General features: G+C 43.4%; 21 protein-coding genes. 15 read left to right on the top strand and 6 right to left on the bottom strand.

All coding sequences use genetic code 11. From position 1 onward, the window contains the following. Positions 1-39: 39 nt before the first annotated feature. Positions 40-1152, top strand: coding sequence for an ROK family transcriptional regulator (locus HXT60_RS04835; protein ID WP_020761758.1), 1113 nt, complete (start codon positions 40-42; stop codon positions 1150-1152). 155 nt (positions 1153-1307) lie between these two features. On the opposite strand, the gene galE is transcribed toward HXT60_RS04835, so the two are convergent. Then, the gene (gene galE / locus HXT60_RS04830; RefSeq protein ID WP_004113007.1) at positions 1308-2318 is read right to left on the bottom strand and encodes a UDP-glucose 4-epimerase GalE; all 1011 of its coding nucleotides are present in this window, start codon (positions 2316-2318) and stop codon (positions 1308-1310) included. Between the two features lie 867 nt (positions 2319-3185). On the opposite strand from galE, the gene HXT60_RS04825 reads away from it, so the two are divergent. The 3 genes from HXT60_RS04825 (at position 3186) to HXT60_RS04815 (ending at position 6469) form a co-directional block, all read left to right on the top strand. Continuing rightward, entirely contained in the window at positions 3186-4631 is a 1446-nt protein-coding gene (locus tag HXT60_RS04825; protein WP_421790902.1) for a hypothetical protein, read from the top strand. A 537-nt stretch (positions 4632-5168) separates the two neighbouring features. After that, positions 5169-5642, top strand: coding sequence for a helix-turn-helix transcriptional regulator (locus HXT60_RS04820; protein ID WP_004113003.1), 474 nt, complete (start codon positions 5169-5171; stop codon positions 5640-5642). A gap of 38 nt (positions 5643-5680) precedes the next feature. Further along, entirely contained in the window at positions 5681-6469 is a 789-nt protein-coding gene (locus tag HXT60_RS04815) for a zeta toxin family protein (protein ID WP_421790900.1), read from the top strand. A gap of 332 nt (positions 6470-6801) precedes the next feature. On the opposite strand, the gene HXT60_RS04810 is transcribed toward HXT60_RS04815, so the two are convergent. From HXT60_RS04810 to HXT60_RS04790, 5 genes are all read right to left on the bottom strand, one after another. Further along, positions 6802-6876, bottom strand: a complete 75-nt coding sequence (locus tag HXT60_RS04810; protein WP_369803150.1) for a 50S ribosomal protein bL37 — start codon at positions 6874-6876, stop codon at positions 6802-6804. 102 nt (positions 6877-6978) lie between these two features. Next, positions 6979-7938 carry an aldose 1-epimerase family protein gene (locus tag HXT60_RS04805; protein ID WP_004112999.1) on the bottom strand — a complete coding sequence of 320 codons (960 nt, stop codon included), beginning with the start codon at positions 7936-7938 and terminating at the stop codon, positions 6979-6981. 47 nt (positions 7939-7985) lie between these two features. Further along, positions 7986-8486, bottom strand: a complete 501-nt coding sequence (ybaK, locus tag HXT60_RS04800) for a Cys-tRNA(Pro) deacylase (protein WP_004112997.1) — start codon at positions 8484-8486, stop codon at positions 7986-7988. 110 nt (positions 8487-8596) lie between these two features. Continuing rightward, positions 8597-9652, bottom strand: coding sequence for a type I glyceraldehyde-3-phosphate dehydrogenase (gene gap / locus HXT60_RS04795; protein ID WP_004112995.1), 1056 nt, complete (start codon positions 9650-9652; stop codon positions 8597-8599). Between the two features lie 175 nt (positions 9653-9827). Beyond that, positions 9828-10565: a thiamine diphosphokinase gene (locus HXT60_RS04790; RefSeq protein WP_004112993.1), complete on the bottom strand. Its 738-nt coding sequence runs from the start codon at positions 10563-10565 to the stop codon at positions 9828-9830. Between the two features lie 301 nt (positions 10566-10866). On the opposite strand from HXT60_RS04790, the gene infC reads away from it, so the two are divergent. The 11 genes from infC to rplI all read left to right on the top strand — a co-directional run bounded on the left by infC (position 10867) and on the right by rplI (position 18541). Beyond that, the gene (gene infC, locus HXT60_RS04785; RefSeq protein ID WP_013399724.1) at positions 10867-11601 is read left to right on the top strand and encodes a translation initiation factor IF-3; all 735 of its coding nucleotides are present in this window, start codon (positions 10867-10869) and stop codon (positions 11599-11601) included. Then, positions 11582-11776 (top strand): 50S ribosomal protein L35, encoded by a 195-nt coding sequence (rpmI, locus tag HXT60_RS04780; RefSeq protein WP_004112988.1) that lies wholly within the window; start codon positions 11582-11584, stop codon positions 11774-11776. The genes infC and rpmI overlap by 20 nt, the downstream gene beginning before the upstream one ends. 56 nt (positions 11777-11832) lie before the next feature. After that, positions 11833-12216 (top strand): 50S ribosomal protein L20, encoded by a 384-nt coding sequence (gene rplT / locus HXT60_RS04775; protein ID WP_004114536.1) that lies wholly within the window; start codon positions 11833-11835, stop codon positions 12214-12216. Between the two features lie 357 nt (positions 12217-12573). Then, the gene (locus tag HXT60_RS04770; protein ID WP_004112985.1) at positions 12574-12867 is read left to right on the top strand and encodes an ACT domain-containing protein; all 294 of its coding nucleotides are present in this window, start codon (positions 12574-12576) and stop codon (positions 12865-12867) included. Between the two features lie 19 nt (positions 12868-12886). Next, on the top strand, positions 12887-14251 hold the full coding sequence (locus tag HXT60_RS04765) for a PFL family protein (protein WP_004112982.1): 1365 nt from the start codon (positions 12887-12889) through the stop codon (positions 14249-14251). An 81-nt stretch (positions 14252-14332) separates the two neighbouring features. Beyond that, entirely contained in the window at positions 14333-15355 is a 1023-nt protein-coding gene (locus HXT60_RS04760; protein WP_032841012.1) for a ribokinase, read from the top strand. A 67-nt stretch (positions 15356-15422) separates the two neighbouring features. After that, complete coding sequence (locus HXT60_RS04755) at positions 15423-16439, top strand: ribose-phosphate diphosphokinase (RefSeq protein WP_004112979.1); 1017 nt, start codon at positions 15423-15425, stop codon at positions 16437-16439. A gap of 172 nt (positions 16440-16611) precedes the next feature. Beyond that, positions 16612-16908 (top strand): 30S ribosomal protein S6, encoded by a 297-nt coding sequence (rpsF, locus tag HXT60_RS04750; RefSeq protein ID WP_004112977.1) that lies wholly within the window; start codon positions 16612-16614, stop codon positions 16906-16908. A 74-nt stretch (positions 16909-16982) separates the two neighbouring features. Next, complete coding sequence (gene ssb, locus HXT60_RS04745; protein ID WP_004112976.1) at positions 16983-17624, top strand: single-stranded DNA-binding protein; 642 nt, start codon at positions 16983-16985, stop codon at positions 17622-17624. A gap of 205 nt (positions 17625-17829) precedes the next feature. After that, positions 17830-18078, top strand: a complete 249-nt coding sequence (gene rpsR / locus HXT60_RS04740; protein ID WP_004105399.1) for a 30S ribosomal protein S18 — start codon at positions 17830-17832, stop codon at positions 18076-18078. A gap of 16 nt (positions 18079-18094) precedes the next feature. Next, positions 18095-18541, top strand: a complete 447-nt coding sequence (gene rplI, locus HXT60_RS04735) for a 50S ribosomal protein L9 (protein ID WP_004112972.1) — start codon at positions 18095-18097, stop codon at positions 18539-18541. Positions 18542-19314: the final 773 nt, after the last annotated feature.

Below are 19314 nucleotides of genomic sequence, written 5' to 3'. Positions count from 1 at the left end.
AATAATTACCTAGTGTGGGAATCTTAGGAGAAACAAAGAATGAAAGACTCTGATGATTCGCGTAATAGATTGATCTCATTTACGCCAGAAGATATTCGTAAGAAGAATCGTTGTAATGTTTTAAATCTTCTTTACTCAAATTATATTCTTTCGAGATCTGATGTGGCAAAATTAACTGGTATATCTAAATCGTCTGCATCCGCAGTGGTAGAATCCTTGATTTCCGACGGTCTTGTAAAAGAAGGCAAAACAAAGTCTGCAACGTGCCCTGGTAAGCCTGCAGTTTTATTGCATTTATGCGAGAATTCTAGGCAAATAATAGTTGTTGACATTGCTGGAGAGAATACGATTGTTGGAGCTATAACAAATCTTGTTGGAAAGGTTATAGAGCGTATCCAAACTCCGATTCGTTTAGATGACAAGCTTTCTGTAGATGATATTGTGTCTTTAATCGTTGATTTGCGTAAAAAGACTACGGCACCACTATTGGGAATTGGTATCTCATCTCCTGGAGTTATTGACGATGAAGGGAAAATTCTGTCAGCACCTCATCTAGGTTGGAAAAATGTTACACTGGCGGATGATTTGCGAAAAATATTTAATGTTCCGGTTCGTGTTGATAATAATGCTAATGCTGCAGCCTTGGGAGAAAAACAACTTGCTAATGGATCGAGTAATTTAATATACATACAAATCGCTCGTGGTGTTGGTGCAGGAACGCTGATTTCCAATAAGATTGTTGACGGCGGAAAATTTACTGCAGGCGAAATTGGACATGTTGTTGTTGATGAAGATGGTCTTTTATGTCGTTGTGGTAAACGAGGATGTTTGGAAACACTTATATCGATTCCTCGTTTGCAACAGCGTATTGCGGATGCTCCATCGGAAAAAGATAGGATTATTACTCAGGCTGGAACTTCTTTGGGTAAGATCTTAGCCATTCCTATAGCTATGAATGGTATTGAAGATGTGGTAGTAAATGGTGATAGCAGTATTATTAACGATACTTTTATTGCTAATATGCAGTTTGCGATTAACAGCAGGATTGATAGCAAGCTATTTGGGGCTGTAAGAGTGCGATTCCCAGCATTAAAACAAGATGCGTCATTGCTTGGAGAAAGTGTAGCTGTTATGCGAAGCGAACTTTGTTAATTACTGGCTGGTTGGCAATAATGCAAATTTAAATAATTATAAATAATAATGTAAATAGCTCCTTCGTTTATAAACATATGTTGCGATTTAGATTCATATGTTGCGTTTTACGAAGGAGCTATTTTGTTTATGTGTCTTTGTTTATGTATTTTGTTTTAGTCTTGCTGCTTCCAAGTATCAACGTCAATATGATGTTCTGGATTTGCTTGCCAAGCTTTCCATGCAGATTCAACTATGTCTTGCACGTTGTATTTTGCATGCCATCCCATTTCTTCGTTGATTCGCTTCGGACTGCCAATTAGCTGAGGTGGGTCGCCAGCTCTACGATCTAGAATTGCCTCTTTAAATGGCAATTTCGTAACTTTGCGAATCTCTTCAACAATCTGGCGCACTGATGTGCCCTTTCCAGTACCAACGTTAAACGCATCGTACTTGCGCTCGTCGCGATCCAAGTATGATAGTGCAGCAATGTGTGCATCTGCAAGATCGGAAACATGAATGTAGTCGCGAATGCAAGTGCCGTCTGGAGTAGGGTAGTCGCTGCCAAAAATTGCAGGCGCTTTGCCTTTCTGTAAACGTTCAAGAAGCATAGGAATAAGGTTCAGTATAGCTGGATCTTCTAGCTCAACAGGTCCGCAGCCTGCAACGTTAAAGTAGCGTAGGGCGCAGAAGCGAATGCCGTATGGTTTTTCACATGCTCGTGCCATCCATTCGCCGAAGAGCTTTGTTTGACCATATGGGTTAATTGGAAGCATTGGCACAACGTCTTCTGGAACAACCTCTACAGGAGGCTCGCCGTATGTTGCAGCACTAGACGAGAACACGAGTTTTTTTGCTCCACTTTGTCGCATAGCTTCTAAAACATTAAGCATGCCGTTTATATTCTGCTGATAGTACCAAAGCGGCTTTTCTACAGATTCCCCAACCTGCTTGCGCGCTGCAAAGTGAATAACGGAGTCAACATTTTCATCCTTCATGATTTGTGCAAGTCGCGCACCAGCGTCTGGAGAAGATATATCCATTCCATAAAGTCGCGCGCCTTCGATGCGAGTTGGTTTGCCATAGCTAAGGTCATCCACTACGACGACGTTTTGCTTGGCTTGATGTAGTGCGTGAACAACGTGTGCGCCAATGTACCCGCATCCACCTGTTACAAGGACTGTCATTTTGAAGCCTTTCTTGCATGTTTTACGCAAAAGTATTGCATAAGATTTGTTATACGAACTTGGTTGTATAAGGTCGCTATATATTTTTTAAGGCAAAAAATCATCATATAAAGCAAAAGCTGAAATAGAAAGATTGAAAAACATACAGATTGTGATATGCACATTTTCCATCAGTTCTGTGTTCATTTTTGCTCATATATGTTATCTTTTGTGATTTTAGTATACAACACTTGCTCGAGAATTTGTACTTTTGCAGCAAATTTTTAGAAGCAATGCGGGAATCGAAGTGCATTCGCGCGCTACGCTTTGAGCGCGAAGGCAGGTATCGCGTCCGTGTTTGTTTCTATTTTGCTAAAAAAGGGAACAAACGCGGGAATCTAGTTGGGTGTGATTGCCTTGTAGCATGGCATTTCGTTTGATGTTGGTTTGTGTTGGCGTGGCGCTGTGTGGCGCTGTGTGGCGATGCATGGTGTCGGCGTGTTGCGTGTGTGATGTGTGTGGAATGTTGATTTTTCAATGGTTTTATAGTGTTAGTGTTCTTGTTCGAGTAGTTTCCTGAGAAAAGTCTGGGAAAATTCTTTAAAAACCTTGAAACAATGTGTTTTTACGGTTTTATTAGTGTTAATCCACAAATATTATGATGAAAATAGTTTTTATTGTGGATTAGTTTGTGTATAACATTATTTTTTTCTGTTTGTTTTGTGTGATTGCCTCTTGACTTTTTTAAACGGGGGGGGGGTATGTTAATAACAGCTGCTAGCTAGATGCTCTAGATGGTGGTTATCCACAATATTTCGGAATGTTGTTGGATGTTTAAAATTTCTCTTCGCGTGTTTTACGTGGAGGAGAAGAAGAAAGGAAATTAAAATGATGAATAAGAAGGCTATCGCCGCTTTCGCTGCTGGCGCAACTTTGCTTGCCGGCTTCGCAATGGCAACCCCAGCATTCGCTGGTGCCAAAGGTGATGCTCTTGCTGATGCTGTACAAATTCATGAGGCTAACAAGACTCTTCGTGAAAGCCAGCGTGCTGTGAGAACTGCAGAGATAAGTTTGGTCAAGCTTCAAAGCGCCCAAGCTGCAGCTAAGACGGCTTATGAGAATGCTAAAACCAAGTTTGATGCTGCTAAGAAGGCTGCAGAAGCTGCTAAGAAGGCAGTGGAAGATGGCTTGACTGCTTATCTTGGAAAGCATGTTAACGATAAGGATTTCGATAAGACTAAAGCTACTGCAGAATATAAGCAGTCTGAAGAATACAAGAGTTTAGATAAGGCTAATACTGAAGCTGAAGCGAAGCTTAAGGATACAGATGCTGAAGGCAAGACTCTTGAGAAGAAAGCTGAAGATTTGAAGACTGCTCTTGATGCTGCTGATGCTAAGGTTACAGCTCAGACTGAGGCTGTTGCTGCTGCTAAGGCTCAGGTTGAAGCCAATCAGCGTTATTTGAACGCGTTGCGTGGTGTGAATCCAGGCGGTGAGACTAAGCCAGATCAGACTAAGCCTGGTGAGACCAAGCCAGATCAGACTAAGCCAGATCAGACTAAGCCAGATCAGACTAAGCCAGATCAGACTAAACCTGTTCAGACTGCTGATCCATCTAAGTCTGCTGCTTCTGCTGAGTTGATGCGTACTCAGGTTGTGCTTGCTGAGGCTGATGCTACTAATAAGGATGCTCAGGAGAAGTTTGTTAAGGCTAAGGCTGATTTTGAGGCTGCTAAGACTCAGATGGCTGCTTTGGATGCTCAGGTGAAGTCTGCTGCTGATCGTGAAGAGGCTCTTCGCGTGGCTGGTAAGACTGATACTGATGCTTACAAGGCTGCTGTTATTGATTTGAAGGCTGCTCAGTCTAAGGCTAATGCTTATAGGACTCATGAGTATGCTGATGCTGAGAAGAATTTCGGAGAGAAGAGTGGTAAGGCTTTGCTTGCTGCTACTGCTTATAATACTGCTCTTGTGAATTATCGTGCTGCTTTTAATAAGGCTGTTGAGGTTGAGGCTTCTGCTGTTAAGGGCTTTGCTGATCCTAACACTTTGAACCCAGTTTCTACTGATTTCCCTGCTGCTTCTGCTGCTGCTAAGGCTGAGGCTAAGAAGGTTGAGGCTAAGGCTCAGACTGCTGCTCCAGCCGCTGGTAAGGCTGGTGCCGCTGCTGCTGCTAAGGGTGAGCTTGCTGGTATGGGCACCAAGGGTGGTAATGGTCATGGTGGTAAGGCTGGCGAGCAGCTTGGTAATGCTGGTGTTGGTGTTGCTTTGACTGCTTTGGCTGCTTCTATGCTTGCTGGTATGGGTGCTGCTGTTCGCAAGATGCGTCACTAAGTTAAAAAGCACGTTAAGTGTTATCGGTGAGCGTGCTGCGTATTTTTCAGTGCGCTCACTTCTATAATTTTGCTCTCAACTGTGGTAGTTTTCTTTGATTTCTGTCGCAAGTTTTCTTGCAGGATTGCATTACTGGTTTTTACTGTTTTGCTTAATTTCCTTTTTTCGCAGTGGATTCTGGTGATGCTGATCTTGTGAGTTGACTGTTGAGGGTAATTAGCAGTGCTGTTTTTGCTAGGGACAGTAATAGTGCTGTGATTATTAAGGGCTTGGAGATAGATGCTACTAGGGGCGTCAACTCTCCGAGCCTTTTTGTTTTCTTTAAATCTTTTATTTTGGCTTATGACCCTTTTTATTTTCAATTATTGAGCAATTTAATATTTTTGTATGTGTTGTGAGAGTTTAAAAATTTTGTAAAGATTTTGCACCAAAATTGGTGCTTCAATGTTTTTTGTTATATGCTTATATCACAAATAAATCTTAAATCTTAATTTTGAATTAATTGTTATTGCAGATTTTTTATAAAAGGGCGTATATATGGTTTCTGTGAATATTCGAGCACTACGTCGCTCAAAAAAAATAACTCAACAAGAGTTAGCTGAAGCATTAGGAGTATCTCGTAATAGCATTGTGCGATACGAAAATGGTACAAGTGCTATTTCAACTAGGTTAATAGATAAGATTTGTGATAAATTCAAGGTTTCTCTTTTTGATATCGTACATGAAAAAGAATTATCTGCATCTGATAAATACGATTTGAATATGAAGATTGAAGTTTTAAAGGAGCGTGGCGCACTTTTACTGGCTCGTTTATATAAATACGAGGATAGTATGAATATACAATTTGATGATTCTTCTAATGCATGGATTGCAATTAGTGATGATTTATCAGATGTAATTAATACAAAGATTTATACATCTACAAATTTTGAAGATATAAATCGTTATATCGGATATTTAGATGGCATAGAACGCTTGCTTGAATACGTAAGTTGCAATAAAAATAGTTAACAATCGTATAGAAAAATATGGGTAAGTGTGATTTTGCTATGGTTATAGAAGATTTTAGCGAAGAGTATTTTACTCACTGTTTGTTAAGAAATTTACGTTCTTTACAAATGTATAAGCATGCAGATTTGCATCCTAAGGCGGTTTTACTCGGTGGTCAAAGTGGTGCTGGCAAAACGACCATTCATGTAATAAAACAAAAAGAATTTAACGGTAACATAATAATCCTTGATGCTGATAGCTATAGGGCTCAACACCCTTATTATTGCGAGTTGCTTGATAAATACGGTAAAGAAAGTGTTAAATATACGAGTGCTTTTTCAGCAAAAATGGTGAGAAGCTTAATTGATGAGTTAAGTTCTAAAAAATATAATCTCATAATTGAAGGTACTTTGCGCAGTGTTGAAGTTCCTAGTAGTACTGCGAAAATGTTGATAGATCGTGGTTACCGTGTTTCTCTTGCTGTCATTGCAACAAAACCTGAATTGTCATGGATCAGTACGCTGATTCGCTACAGGGAAATGTATTTGGAAGATCCTAAAAGTGCTAGGGCAACTCCTAAGGATCATCACGACAATATTGTGAACAATATAGTAGATAACTTGTTGAAATTAGAACAATCGAAAATATTTGACAGAATTCAGATTTACAAGCGAGACGAAAAATGTATATATGATTCTGATTCGTATAAAAATAATCCAAATATTACAGCAGCTAGTGTTCTTAAGGAAGTGCTCTTTGGTAAGAAAACTATTGATGAGAAAAAGTTGATTTGCCACGCTAAGAATAGGTTGAATGAACTAGACAAGTTGATAGATAAAAGTTTGTAGAATTTGCAGAGACTTGCATTAGCGCGGCTGATTTGCGCGAGTGGGTTATTTTGTAGTATTTTTGTTTTTTTTTTATCCCGCATTTGTTCCCATATTTGGCGTTTTGATAAACAAATGCGTGGTAAGAGATAGGCAGAGTGAAGAGTTGTGGGGTAAAAAATTCAGATAAGCGGCAAAAGGTGTGTCAACAAATCGAGTTTTCGTTGAAATATCAAGAAAGACTTGTCTTAGTTAATATAAAAAACGAGCATGTCCACAATAAAAGTGAATATGCTCGTTTTTTTTTAAAATAGTTTAAAATCACCAAAAATAAAGGTTAATAAATCACTAGCTTAAGCATTTGGTCTTTTGCCGTGATTTGCTGCCTTTTTGCGGCGTGCCTTGCGCTTACGTCCACGCATACCCATAATAAACTCCTAACGATTAAAATGAACAACCTTAGGGATTATCGCACATTGCCAAGACGTTCAAGCTTTTGTCTTTCGTAAGATGTCACATATCTGCAGCTATTACATATTCTCAATCAGAGGTGAAATTCTAAATTGGTTAACAACAGTTTCCTGTGGTGCTATAACAGTCAAGTCTGTTCCTGTGTTAAATGCATTCGCATACGCCGTCTGTGGTTCTACAGCAACTCCGCAAGGATGCTTGTCTGCAGGGAAACCAGTTGCAGTGCACACTTGGAATGATGTTACGCTTTTGTCGCCTTTTACCGCTATTTGTAAGTCGTCAGCTCGCGTAAAAATCGCAGTAGTCCACTCATCGTCATCCCTAATTAAATCAGTCCAAGCATCATCAAATGGCTGATTAACTAAAAATGGATTATCGCGTAAATCAAATCGCGTTCCGTCTACGCTTTCTGTACCAACTGGTATTAAACGTTCATTTGCGCGCACATGCGTTTTTGCAGGAAGCTTAAGCTTGCACTTAGAGTTTAGTTGATCAATCTCGTCTCCATGCCCTTGTAATCCGTTGCACAGCCAAGGGTGCATTGCAGCAGCCCATGGAGCATCATCATTGCCATGATTGGTTGTATTCAACGTTAAATGAATCCCATAATCGTCAAGCTCCCAAGTGGCTATGGTGACAATGTCAAAAGGATATCCTTCCATATTTGGTGATCGCCATAAAAGACTCACACTGGATTGTGTAACGCTTAAAGTTTGCCAGTATGAACGGTATCCGTAGCCGTGCAAAGCTGTGTCTCTATCTCGCTCGTCGATAGGCAGAGTATAAGACGCGTTTTGGAACTTGTAAGACGCTTTATCTACACGATTTGGGAAAGGAATAAGTATTTGTCCATTGTAGCAAGGCGGTAACTCGTCAGCCTCAAATGGCACAACAATATCACTATTTCTCCAAGTAAAATTGCGTAGTGCAGCTCCAAGTTGTGTTATTGTAGCCTTGTAATCTTTGTGGCAAATCGTGTATTGGTTGCCTGTTCGCGGTGGTAGCGAATACGATTTCATAAATCACCCCTATGTGAAAACGTTTTTAATAATACGAATTGTATTACTTAAGCCAATATATCTGCTACGGTTGCGTTAAGCAAGCTAACTAAATCGTTTGGATTTAGAACAACATCAAGACCGCGTTTGCCTCCAGAAACAAGAATCTCATCAAAGTGCATAACACTAGCATCCAGAACGGTTTCGTGATGAGTACGCTGACCAAATGGGCTGATTCCGCCAACCACGTAGCCGCTTTCGCGTTGGGCTACATCTGGGCTTGTCATACTGGCTTTTTTGGCATTTACTGCGCTAGCAATCGCCTTCATACTCAATCTACCGTTTACTGGCACAATCCCAACTACGCGCTTTTCGCCAGTGTCTACCATAAGTGTTTTGCACACTTGTTCAGCATTTACGCCTAATTTTTGCGCTGCTTCCATGCCATATCCATCATCCATGTGGTCTGCATCGTGCTCATAGTCAACAACGCGGAACGTAATTCCAGCGTTTTCTAACTGTGCGATTGCTGGCGTTGCTTTACCTGTCGTAGCATGTTTTTTGCTCATTTTTACCCCCCGTGTGCAAAATGTTTTGCGAAAACCCCCTGCGATGAGTCACCGCAAGGGGTTTATAGCTTTTATTTAAGCTTTATTAGCTTTACCGTGTTTCGCTAACTTTACTCAGCAATCTCAGCGAAGTAAAGCAAGGTGCGAATCATGTTAGCAGTAAAGCCGTACTCGTTATCGTAGAAGGTAACGGTACGAGCCAAAGTTACGCCGTCAACAGTGTTAACATCGGTCTGAGTTGGATCGAAAACGCCACCGTGGGTGTCGCCAATAATATCGGAAGACACAATGCTATCGGCATTGTAACCGAAGTATTCGCAGTTTTCGAATGCCTTCTTAAAGGCTTCGTTGATTTCTTCGGTGGTTGCTGGCTTCTCGAGAACAGTGGTCAACTCGGTAACAGATCCATCTGGAACCTGAATACGCTGAGCATGACCCTGAAGCTTTCCGTTAACCTCTGGAACAACCTTGCCGATTGCCTTAGCAGCACCAGTGGAGTGCTCGATGGTGTTGCAAGCTGCAGAACGGTTGTTGCGTGGCTTGGAGCCGCGTGGGCCGTCGAGAATCATCTGGGTGCCAGTGTAAGCGTGAATGGTGGTCATGAAGCCAGACTTAATACCCCAGTTATCCTGCAAAAGCTTAACCATTGCAGCCATGGAGTTAGTTGTGCAAGAGCCAGCGGACACAATGTTGTCGGTTGGCTTCAAAATGTCTTGGTTCACACCAAACACAACGGTTGGGGTGGTTTCGTCTTTAGCAGGAGCGGAGATAAGAACCTTCTTAGCTCCAGCGTTCAAGTGAGCCTGGGACTTTTCTGCAGAAGTGTAGAAACCAGTGCACTCGAGCACGAACTCAACGCCATCGTTCTTAACCCATGGAATATTGTTTGCGTCTTTTTCAGCGTAAACCTTGTAAGTCTTACCATCTACGACGATTGCGTCTTCTGTGGAGGTAACCTCAACTGGGGTGCCGTCGTCGTGGCGGAAAGTGCCATGAGTGCTGTCGTACTTAAGCAAGTAAGCAAGCATCGAAGGAGTGGTCAGATCGTTGATGGCTGCGACTTCGATATCGCCAGCTTGACCGCCACGAGCCTGAAGCTCAAAAATACGACGGAATGCCAAACGGCCGATACGTCCAAAGCCGTTAATACCAATCTTGACTGTCATATGGGATCTCCCTTGAGTGAAACCTTAACGCATAGTTCTAGCGATTTTTCGCGATTTTTAACAATACGTTTTGGTCTTCGTTATTTAAACTAACATGTTCATTTTAATGTGCGGTATGTACGACGCATTACGAGGCATTTTTGCTCTCTACACCGCAAATTTGCGATTATTTACGCTATTTTGATGGCACAGCTAGAGCGCTTGAAATGCTAGTGTTTATATCTCCCAAATCGCCAACTGGCCGCTTAAACCAGCTGACTTGCGGCAGTGGAGCATCTATAGGGAATGTGATTACAAGAGTGCCTTCATGAACGTCAATATGTGCAGGAGTGTCGTTTAGTAACTCGTTGCTTAAGCCTTGAACGGCATCACCATACATAGTTGCGTGCTGAAGTTGATATTTAAGACCAATCTCGTTTACATCGCTAGAAACGGGCGTGTGTGAGAACACAGAAACCATGCGGCCTTCGTGACCATTAGATGCAGGAAAGTCAAGAGAACCGTTGTGAATTGCTGTAACAATCGTGCCGTCTCCATACAAGAATCCAATTCCGCCTCTAACGGCAAGTCGAACCATAAGCTGAATATTGGAAATCGTGTGATCGACGCGACCGCCTAAGCCGCCAAAAATATGGAATTCTCTAGAACCTTTAGCCCAGCCAACTTTAAGAGCAGAAAGCAAATCTGGATCATCTTTTTCGGCGGGAAGTCGCGTAATGGCAGCATCTGTTGGAAGCTTTAAGCGCACAGAATCAAAGTCACCAATTAGAGCATCAACATGCAAGCCGAGTCTGCACGCATGATCCCAGCCACCATCTGCCGCAATAGTTAAAGCGCGATCAGGAACATGTTCGCGCGTATGGTCGTAATAATCTCCAGCTGCTAAAACAACGCAGCGCTTTAAAGGCTCCATAGTCTCATAATATCGCGCGCGTGGAATTGCGTTTATTTTGCGTGTTTTACTGCGATTTGTTTAGTATTTTTGAGCACGGTTGATTATTGGCATTGATTAATGTCAAGGCTCCAAGTAGAATAGACATTTGGCTTGAGTAATCAAGAAAGTGGTATATCCCACCTGGAAGCCCAAAGTGGTTTCGGGTTCATGACTTCGGTCACGTGGCATTTATTTATTGCTACAAAGCCGCACGGCTATGAATTTAGGTTGCGTGCTTATTTTGATTGATGTGTGAACTTGAATTTATCTTTGCCTTTTGGTGTGCTGTTCCACTGTTTTAACAAGGATTGGAGTCATCATTAGCGACGAACCACGCATTAACGAAGAGATTCGCGTCTCCCAGGTACGCCTTATCGGTCCGAAAGGCGAGCAAGTGGGGGTCATCGCGACCTCGGTAGCGTTGAACCTGGCAAAGGAAGCGAACCTCGATCTCGTCGAGGTGGCACCTACTGCTAAGCCTCCTGTAGCCAAGCTTATTGACTACGGTAAGTACAAGTACAACGAGAAGATTAAGGCTCGTGAAGCGCGTCGTAATCAAAGCACAGCTGAGATTAAGGAAATTCGTTTCCGACTCAAGATTGATGATCATGATTTCGATGTTAAGAAGGGTCATGTTCTTCGATTCCTAAATGGCGGCGATAAGGTTAAAGTCACCATTATGCTGCGTGGTCGCGAGCAATCACGTCCTATCGGCGGAGTTGAGTTATTGCGTAGGCTTGCAGATGAGGTTTCCGAAAGTGGAACTATTGAGTTTGCCCCTAAGCAGGAGGGTCGTAACATAATAATGACTCTCGCTCCTAAGGGCAAGAAGATTCATACTCAGTCTGAGCAGCGTCGTAGAGGCGCTGAATCGCGCGCAGAACGTCAGGCTCGCCAGGCAGCGCGTCTTGCAGCAAAGCAAGGAACTCAGGATGCGGCAGCAGTCGCAGCACAAGCTTCTGTAGAATCTGATCAGAATCATAAGGAGGGCAGCAATGCCGAAGATGAAAACTAATTCCGCAGCGTCCAAGCGCGTTCGCCTTACCGGCACTGGTAAGGTAATGCACGATGGTAGCGCAATGCGCCACAACTTGGAGCATAAGTCTGCTCGCAAGCGTCGTGCTTTGTCTGCAGATAAAGTTTTGGCTACAGCACAGAGCAAGAATTTGAAGGGCTTGCTGGCTAAGTAAGTTGCAGTAAAGCGAAGACGCAATTAAAGATTTTTTAAGAAAGCTGAGGAATACTTATGGCACGAGTAAAGCGCGCAGTTAATGCTCACAAGAAGCGTCGCGTTGTTCTTGATAGGGCTTCGGGTTATCGCGGTCAGCGTTCCCGTCTTTATCGTAAGGCAAAGGAACAGCTGCTTCACTCATTTACTTACAACTTCCGCGACCGCAAGGCTCGCAAGGGCGACTTCCGCAAGTTGTGGATTCAGCGTATTAACGCTGCAGTTCGCGCAGAAGGAATCACCTACAACCGCTTCATTCAGGGCTTGCGTTTGGCTGGCATCGAATTGGATCGCCGCGCTTTGGCTGAGCTCGCTGTTAGCGACGTTGAAACCTTCAAGGCAATCGTTGAAGCTGCTAAGGCTGCTTTGCCAGCTGATGTGAATGCTCCAGTAGAAGCCTGATTTAGTTTGATTTAGCCTGTTCGGTCTGACTATTCTAGCTAAGCTGATTAGTCAGGCTAAATAGATTAGACTGAATAGATTAAGCTAAATAGATAGTTTAGCTAGGTTTTTATATTAAACCCGCCCATTGTGGCGGGTTTTTGTATAAGTATTTTGCATATTATGTATGTTGCGTTTTATACATAACGGGCAATAGTATAAGCATTGAGCAAAAACCAGCGCTTTACTAGATCGAAACAGATCAGGTGACGTGCTGATGAGTCGCCAGCAACCGCCGATCGGTAAGGGTTTTGCGCCTAATAAAAATAAAAAAATAATAAGACCAATAAAAGAGAAAAATCGCCAATAGGAGTGATTATGAACACCACTAATCATGATGAAAACAAAGCCGTAATCACCGTAGTAGGCAAAGATGCCGTAGGAATCATAGCCAAAGTAACATCACATTTAGCAAGCCGCAAAGCGAATATCCTAGACATATCTCAAACAATCGTCAATGGCTTTTTTAACATGATGATGATTGTAGACGTAAATGAAATAAGCGTAGAATTTGGCGAATTAGCGGAAGAACTAGCAAAACTAGGCGAAGAAATCGGCGTTCGCATACACTGCCAGCGTGCGGAAATTTTTACAAACATGCACAGAATCTAGGGATTAGTAGGAGAAACCCATGCTAAACATTATGGAAGTGAGCGAAACAAACTCAATGATCGAGCAAGAAAAACTCGACGTTAGAACCATAACAATGGGAATAAACCTGCTAGACTGTGCAGACGCAAGCGTGCAAAAAGTGTGCGAAAACGTGTACAACAAAATTACGCGCATTGCAAAAGACTTAGTCAGCACGGGCTGCGCGATTGAACGCGACTACGGAATTCCTATTGTGAACAAGCGCATAACCGTAACACCAATAAGCCTAGTTGGAGCTTCTGCGTGCAAAAGCCCAGACGATTTTGTGCAAATTGCGCACGCGCTAGACAAAGCAGCAAAAAAAGTTGGAGTGGATCTAATCGGCGGATACTCAGCGCTGCCTGCAAAATCCATGACAACAGCCGACCGCATGCTTATAGAATCATTGCCAAAAGCCTTGAGTGAGACAGATATTGTGTGCTCAAGCGCAAACGTGGGGTCCACACGCACTGGAATTGACATGGATTGCGTGGAGCTACTTGGGCGAGTAATCAAACAAATTGCACAGGCGACTGCAGACCGAGACTCCTACGGATGCGTGAAATTCGTAGCATTCTGCAATGCCCCAGACGATAACCCGTTTATGGCAGGCGGATTCCACGGCGTAACCGAAGGAGACGCTGTGATAAACGTTGGCGTATCTGGACCAGGCGTGGTTTCGCGCGCGCTAGACGAGGCGCGCGGGAAGGATTTTGCGTTCTTGTGCGAAACGATTAAGCGCACGGCTTTTAAGATTACGCGAGTAGGCCAGTTGGTTGCGCAAGAGGCATCTAGAAGGCTAGGCGTGCCGTTTGGCATAATCGACTTGTCGCTTGCGCCAACACCAGCCGTGGGAGACTCCGTAGGCGAAGTCTTAGAAAAAATCGGACTTTCTACTGTTGGCGCTCCTGGCACAACAGCCGCTCTTGCAATGCTTAATGATCAAGTTAAAAAAGGCGGAATAATGGCTAGCAGCTACGTTGGTGGGCTTTCTGGCGCGTTTATACCTGTTTCGGAAGACGCAAACATGATTGCTGCGGCAAAGTCAGGCTGCCTTAGAATAGAAAAGCTAGAAGCAATGACGTGTGTATGCTCTGTAGGCTTAGACATGATTGCAATTCCTGGAAGCACAACAGCTGCAACAATATCTGGAATGATAGCGGATGAGGCAGCAATAGGCATGATAAATCAAAAAACAACTGCTGTGCGCATAATCCCTGTGGAAGGGAAAAGCGTTGGGCAAATGGCCAATTTTGGCGGTTTAATGGGGTATGCTCCGATTATGCCAGTAAACACCGAAAGCTGCGAGGAATTCGTTTCGCGCGGTGGGCGAATTCCAGCGCCTGTGCATAGCTTTAAAAATTAGGGCGATGTCGTCTAAAAGTGACGACGTCTAAAATTGTGTGAATATCTGTGAATATTTATGAATATTTATGAAAGGGTTTCTATGATAGAAAAAACTACTCCGTTAAGCAACGAAAATCTTGCTAACGCGCTTAAAAAAATAGGAGAAAGTCAAAATCGTGTTGCTGTAGTAGGTTCCATGAACGCAGATTACACAATAGTTGCCGACCGTCTTCCAAATCCTGGAGAAACTGTAAACGGAAGTGATTTGCGAGTCCTACCAGGAGGAAAATCTGGTAATCAAGCCGTTTCTGCAGCAAAAATCGGCGCGAATGTGCAAATGTTTGGTGCTGTAGGCAGCGACGAAAACGCAGAATTCCTTCTTAACACGCTAGAATCTGCAGGTGTAGACACGTCTAAAATTTTACGTGTAGAAGGCATAAAAAGTGGCGCAACAGTAATAACAGTAGATGCAAAAGCTGGCGAAAACACAATCGTCTATGCTCCAGGTTCTAATGCAAAAGTAAGTGTGGAATATATTAGTCAAGAAGATGTTAAGAAGGCTATTAGCAGTGCAAGCGTTTTAGGATTGTGCCTTGAAAGCCCAATGGAAACTGTAACGGAGGCTGCAAAAATTGCGCGCACAGCTGGCGTAAAAGTTTTACTTAATAATTCGCCTTTTGTAAGCGAGCTGCCACGCGAGTTGATTGAAAACGCAAGCATACTGCTTGTAAACGAGCATGAAATGGCGCAATTACTTAAAATTCACGAGCCAGAAGATGGCAATTGGGATGATTTTGACTGGTTTGATGCGGCGCGCATTATGCACGAGTATGGTTTCGACGAGGCAGTTGTGACTCTTGGTGCAGAAGGCTCTGTTGTTTTAGATTACAATGCGGAAGATGGTAAAAAGGCTGTTCGCATATGCCCGCAAAAAGTTTCTGCAGTAGACACCACGGGATGCGGTGACGCATTTATGGGAACCGTTTTGGCAGGACTTGCAGCTGGATTTAGTCTAGCTCAAAGTGCGCAAGTGGCAACATATGTTTCTGCGTACGCAGCAACAGGATTTGGAGCGCAATCGTCTTACGGCAGCGCGCAACAGGTGGTTCGTGCGTTTGAGTAGTGGCGCTGTATGCTGATAGACTAGGTTAGTATGCGTTTTTACAGATTTTGCAAATGGGAAGGCAGATATGTCAACAATTCTTGAAGGCACTCCAAAAAAGCAAATGATGCTGGTAACGGGTAGAGCGTATCCGCAACTTGCGGAAGAAACTGCCAAATACCTTGGAATAGACGTTCTAGAAACAACTGCCTACGATTTTGCAAACGGAGAAATGTATGTGCGCTTTACGCAGCCAGTTCGAGGCGCAGACGTTTTTGTTTTGCAAGCGCACACCGATCCAATCAACAATTGGATTATGGAACAGCTGCTTATGGTTGACTCTTTAAGGCGAGCATCCGCTAGAAGCATAAACGTTGTAGCACCTTTCTTTGGGTATTCGCGTCAAGATAAAAAGCATCAAGGTCGTGAGCCAATTACAGCGCGACTTATGTTTGACTTATTCCGTTCCGCTGGAGCTAAAAGGATTCTTACCGTTGACATGCACGCGGCTCAAGAGCAGGGATTCTTCGACGGACCTGTAGACCACTTAACAGCAATGCCAGTGTTGATTGATTACGTTCGTAACACTATGAGCCTAGAAAACACTACGATTGTTTCCCCAGACGCTGGACGAATCAAGGTTTCGGAGCAGTGGGCCGCAAAGCTTGGTGGATTGCCGTTAGCGTTTATTCACAAAACTCGAGATACAACAAGGCCAAATCACGCGGAAGCGCACGGAATTATTGGCGATATTCAAGACAGAGATTGCATTGTTGTAGACGATATGATTGACACGGCCGGCACGATTTGCGAAGCTGTGCGCACGCTTAGAGGAGCAGGTGCGAAGTCTGTTACTTTGGTGGCAACTCATGCGCTTCTTTCAGGACCTGCCGTAGAGCGACTTAAAGGTTGCGGAGCTCGCGAAATCATTTTGACAGACACTGTTCCTGTTCCAGAAGAAAAGCGCTTAGAGAATATGACGGTTCTTTCGATTGCACCTCTTCTTGCTGCTGGAATTAGGTCTGTGTTCAGGTCTGGATCGCTTGTTTCGCTTAGAAACGCACTTCCAGAAGACATGAAACACAGAAATATTTACGCTCATTAGTGTTGTTGATTAGCTGCGCGGTGGCGAGTCGCCAGCATGATGTAGACTTAACAGGTTGTTCGTAAAATTAAATTTGCAAAAAATATTGCGTAATAACTTAATTTGCGAACGATTTGCAAACACACTCCTGCTGTGGAAATTCCACAGCCGAATAGTCCGAAGGAGGTGGGTGATGTCTGCACATAAGTATGAACTGATGTTCATTGCCGATCCAGAGCTTGATGAGCGCGGTCTTAAGAAGTTGACCGAGCAGTATCTTGAGCTTGTCACCAAAGAGGGCGGTTCCGTTGACGGTACCGACTACTGGGGTCGTCGTAAGCTTGCCTATGAGATTGACGGCAAGACTGAAGGCAACTACGTTGTAGTGAATTACACTGCTGAGCCAGCTCTTAGCGACGAGCTTGACCGTGTTTTGAATCTTAACGAATCTGTAGTCCGCACGAAGATTCTTCGCAAGGACGCAAAGTAAAGTCAAAATAAAGTTGGATTTTTGTTCTAAAATCTCAAAGTAAGAAAAGTCTTAAAGTAGGGAATGAGGCTGCAATGGCTGGAGAAACTGTTATAACGGTGATTGGAAATTTGGCTAAAGAGCCAGAAACTGCCACCAGTTCTAACGGCAGTGTTAGAACTTCTTTCACAATTGTGTCTAATTCTTCGACTTTTGACAGAAGAACAAATAGCTACATTAATGGCACACCATTATCGCTTAGATGTGTTGCATGGGGAGACTTAGCTGAGCATTGCGCGCAAACGCTTACAAAGGGAATGCGTGTTATTGTTCAGGGCAGATTGCGTGCAAACAACTACGTTGATAAAAACAGCAACGAAAAGCGATACAGCATCGATTTGATGATTGATGAAATTGGGCCATCCCTGCGATTTGCTACTGCTCAAGTTAATCGTTTGAGCTCTAAAGGCGGTTTTGCTGGGAACAATAATGGATTCAATCAGGGCGCTGGTGCTGGAGCTGGTATGAATGCTGGTGGATACACTGGCGGTTATGCTGGCGGCGCGAATTATGCGAATAGTGCGGCTGCTGGTGCTGGAATGAATGCGCAAAATGGCGCTAATCAGGGCGTAAACGTTGAAGACCCGTGGAGTGCTTCTGCTCCATCAAATGGCGGATTTGCAACGTTTGGAGCTAGCTCCGATTTTGGTGGATCAGACGAAGAGCCAGAGTTCTAGTTTACTAGCTTACTAGGCGAGATAATGGCGGTTAATCCGCGGTTGCTTGCGACTATCTAGTTGGGCGCTTGTTAGTCTAATCTAAAACATAATTTAGAATTTGATTTAAAATCTAACTAAAAATTGACTTTTATAAACTTAAAAACATCAGTTTAGCGTGTAAACAAAAATAAATGTTTATAACGCATTTGAGAGAGGACATCCTATGTCACGTAAGAGGCCGCAACCACCGGTCAAGCCTTTCAAAAAGAAGCCAAATCCTTTGAAGGCTGCCAAGATTACTGAAATTGATTACAAGGACGTTGCTTTGTTGCGTAAGTTCGTTTCGGACCGCGGCAAGATTCGTTCCCGTCGTATTACTGGTGTAACCGTACAGGAACAGCGCAAGATCGCGAAGGCAGTTAAGAACGCTCGCGAAATGGCTTTGCTCCCATACGCCACCACTGGTCGCTGATTGAGAGGATAAGAACATGGCAGAAACCAAGGTTATTCTCACCAAGACCGTTGCAAACTTGGGTCACTCTGGTGACGTTATTACTGTTAAGGCTGGTTACGCACGTAACTACTTGATTCCACAAGGCTTAGCTTTTGCATGGAATAAGGGTGCTGCTTCCCAGATTGAAGCAATGCGCCGCGCTCGCTTGGCTAAGGCTGTTGCCACTCGCGAAGAGGCTGTTGCAGCTAAGGCAGCAATCGAAGGTACTGTTGTAGAAATCGCCGCTAAGGTGAGCGAGTCTGGCAAGCTCTTCGGTGGTATTTCCGCCGATAAGATTGCTGCTGCTTTGGCACCAAAGGCCGCCGTTGAAGCACGCGCTATTAGCGTGGCTGCAATCAAGACCACTGGCGAATTCCCAGCAACTGTGGCTCTTCACCCAGAAATCAGCGCTTCCTTTACTGTTAAGGTTGTAGCTGAGTAGTTAAACGTGTTCCAGCTTCCCACGCGAGTGTTGCGAGTTTTGTAGGATTTGCGTTGTATTTGCGTTGGGAGGCAATCCATTTGGATTGATCTTAAGCATTGGCTCTGTGTGAGTTGTGGCGAGTTTTACTTGCTGTGACTCACACAGAGCTTTTTTATTGCGAATCGACGTGCATGGGCGCTTTGCGCAAGATTCGTTACAAATGTCTTTCGCGTGAGACATATGTAACGATTTTTGATTGATTTTCGTTATATTTGCATCATTGATGAGACATTTGTAACGTTTTTTGGCTTAATTTCGTTAGATTTGTCTCGCTCATGATGCAAATATAACGCGCGCGATTCGCCTTACTTGGTATTGTGCGAGGGGTATTCCTGAATTTGTTTATCGAAACGCCAAATATGGGAACAAACGCTGGATAAAAGAAAAAAGCGCGCTGTATAGGGTCTAAAAATGTGATTTGTATCATATACAAATGTTTAGATGAGTGAGCTAAAAATGGCGGTCGACTCGCCAGAATCGCAAGAATCTTTGAAAAAATTATCTCGCAAAAACCCTTAAAATAAAAGGCTTGGGGGGGGGGGTATGCGCCCCTAATTGCCGTAAACATTTGTTTATTAAGTATTAAAAATATTCTTTAGATGTTACAATGACTAATCAACGACTGCTACTCCTTTATAGTTGCACACTATTGAAAATTAGATAACTACTTTTTAGAGCTTATGACTTTTTGTCGCTCATAGGTTTAGAGCATTCAAAATTTTTGACTATTT

Origin of the sequence: Gardnerella sp. KA01002 (assembly GCF_049244015.1) — a bacterium.
Lineage (GTDB): Bacteria > Actinomycetota > Actinomycetes > Actinomycetales > Bifidobacteriaceae > Bifidobacterium > Bifidobacterium vaginale.
The sequence above is the reverse complement of the archived record's forward strand: the minus strand, read 5'-3'. Positions and strand labels throughout refer to the sequence as shown.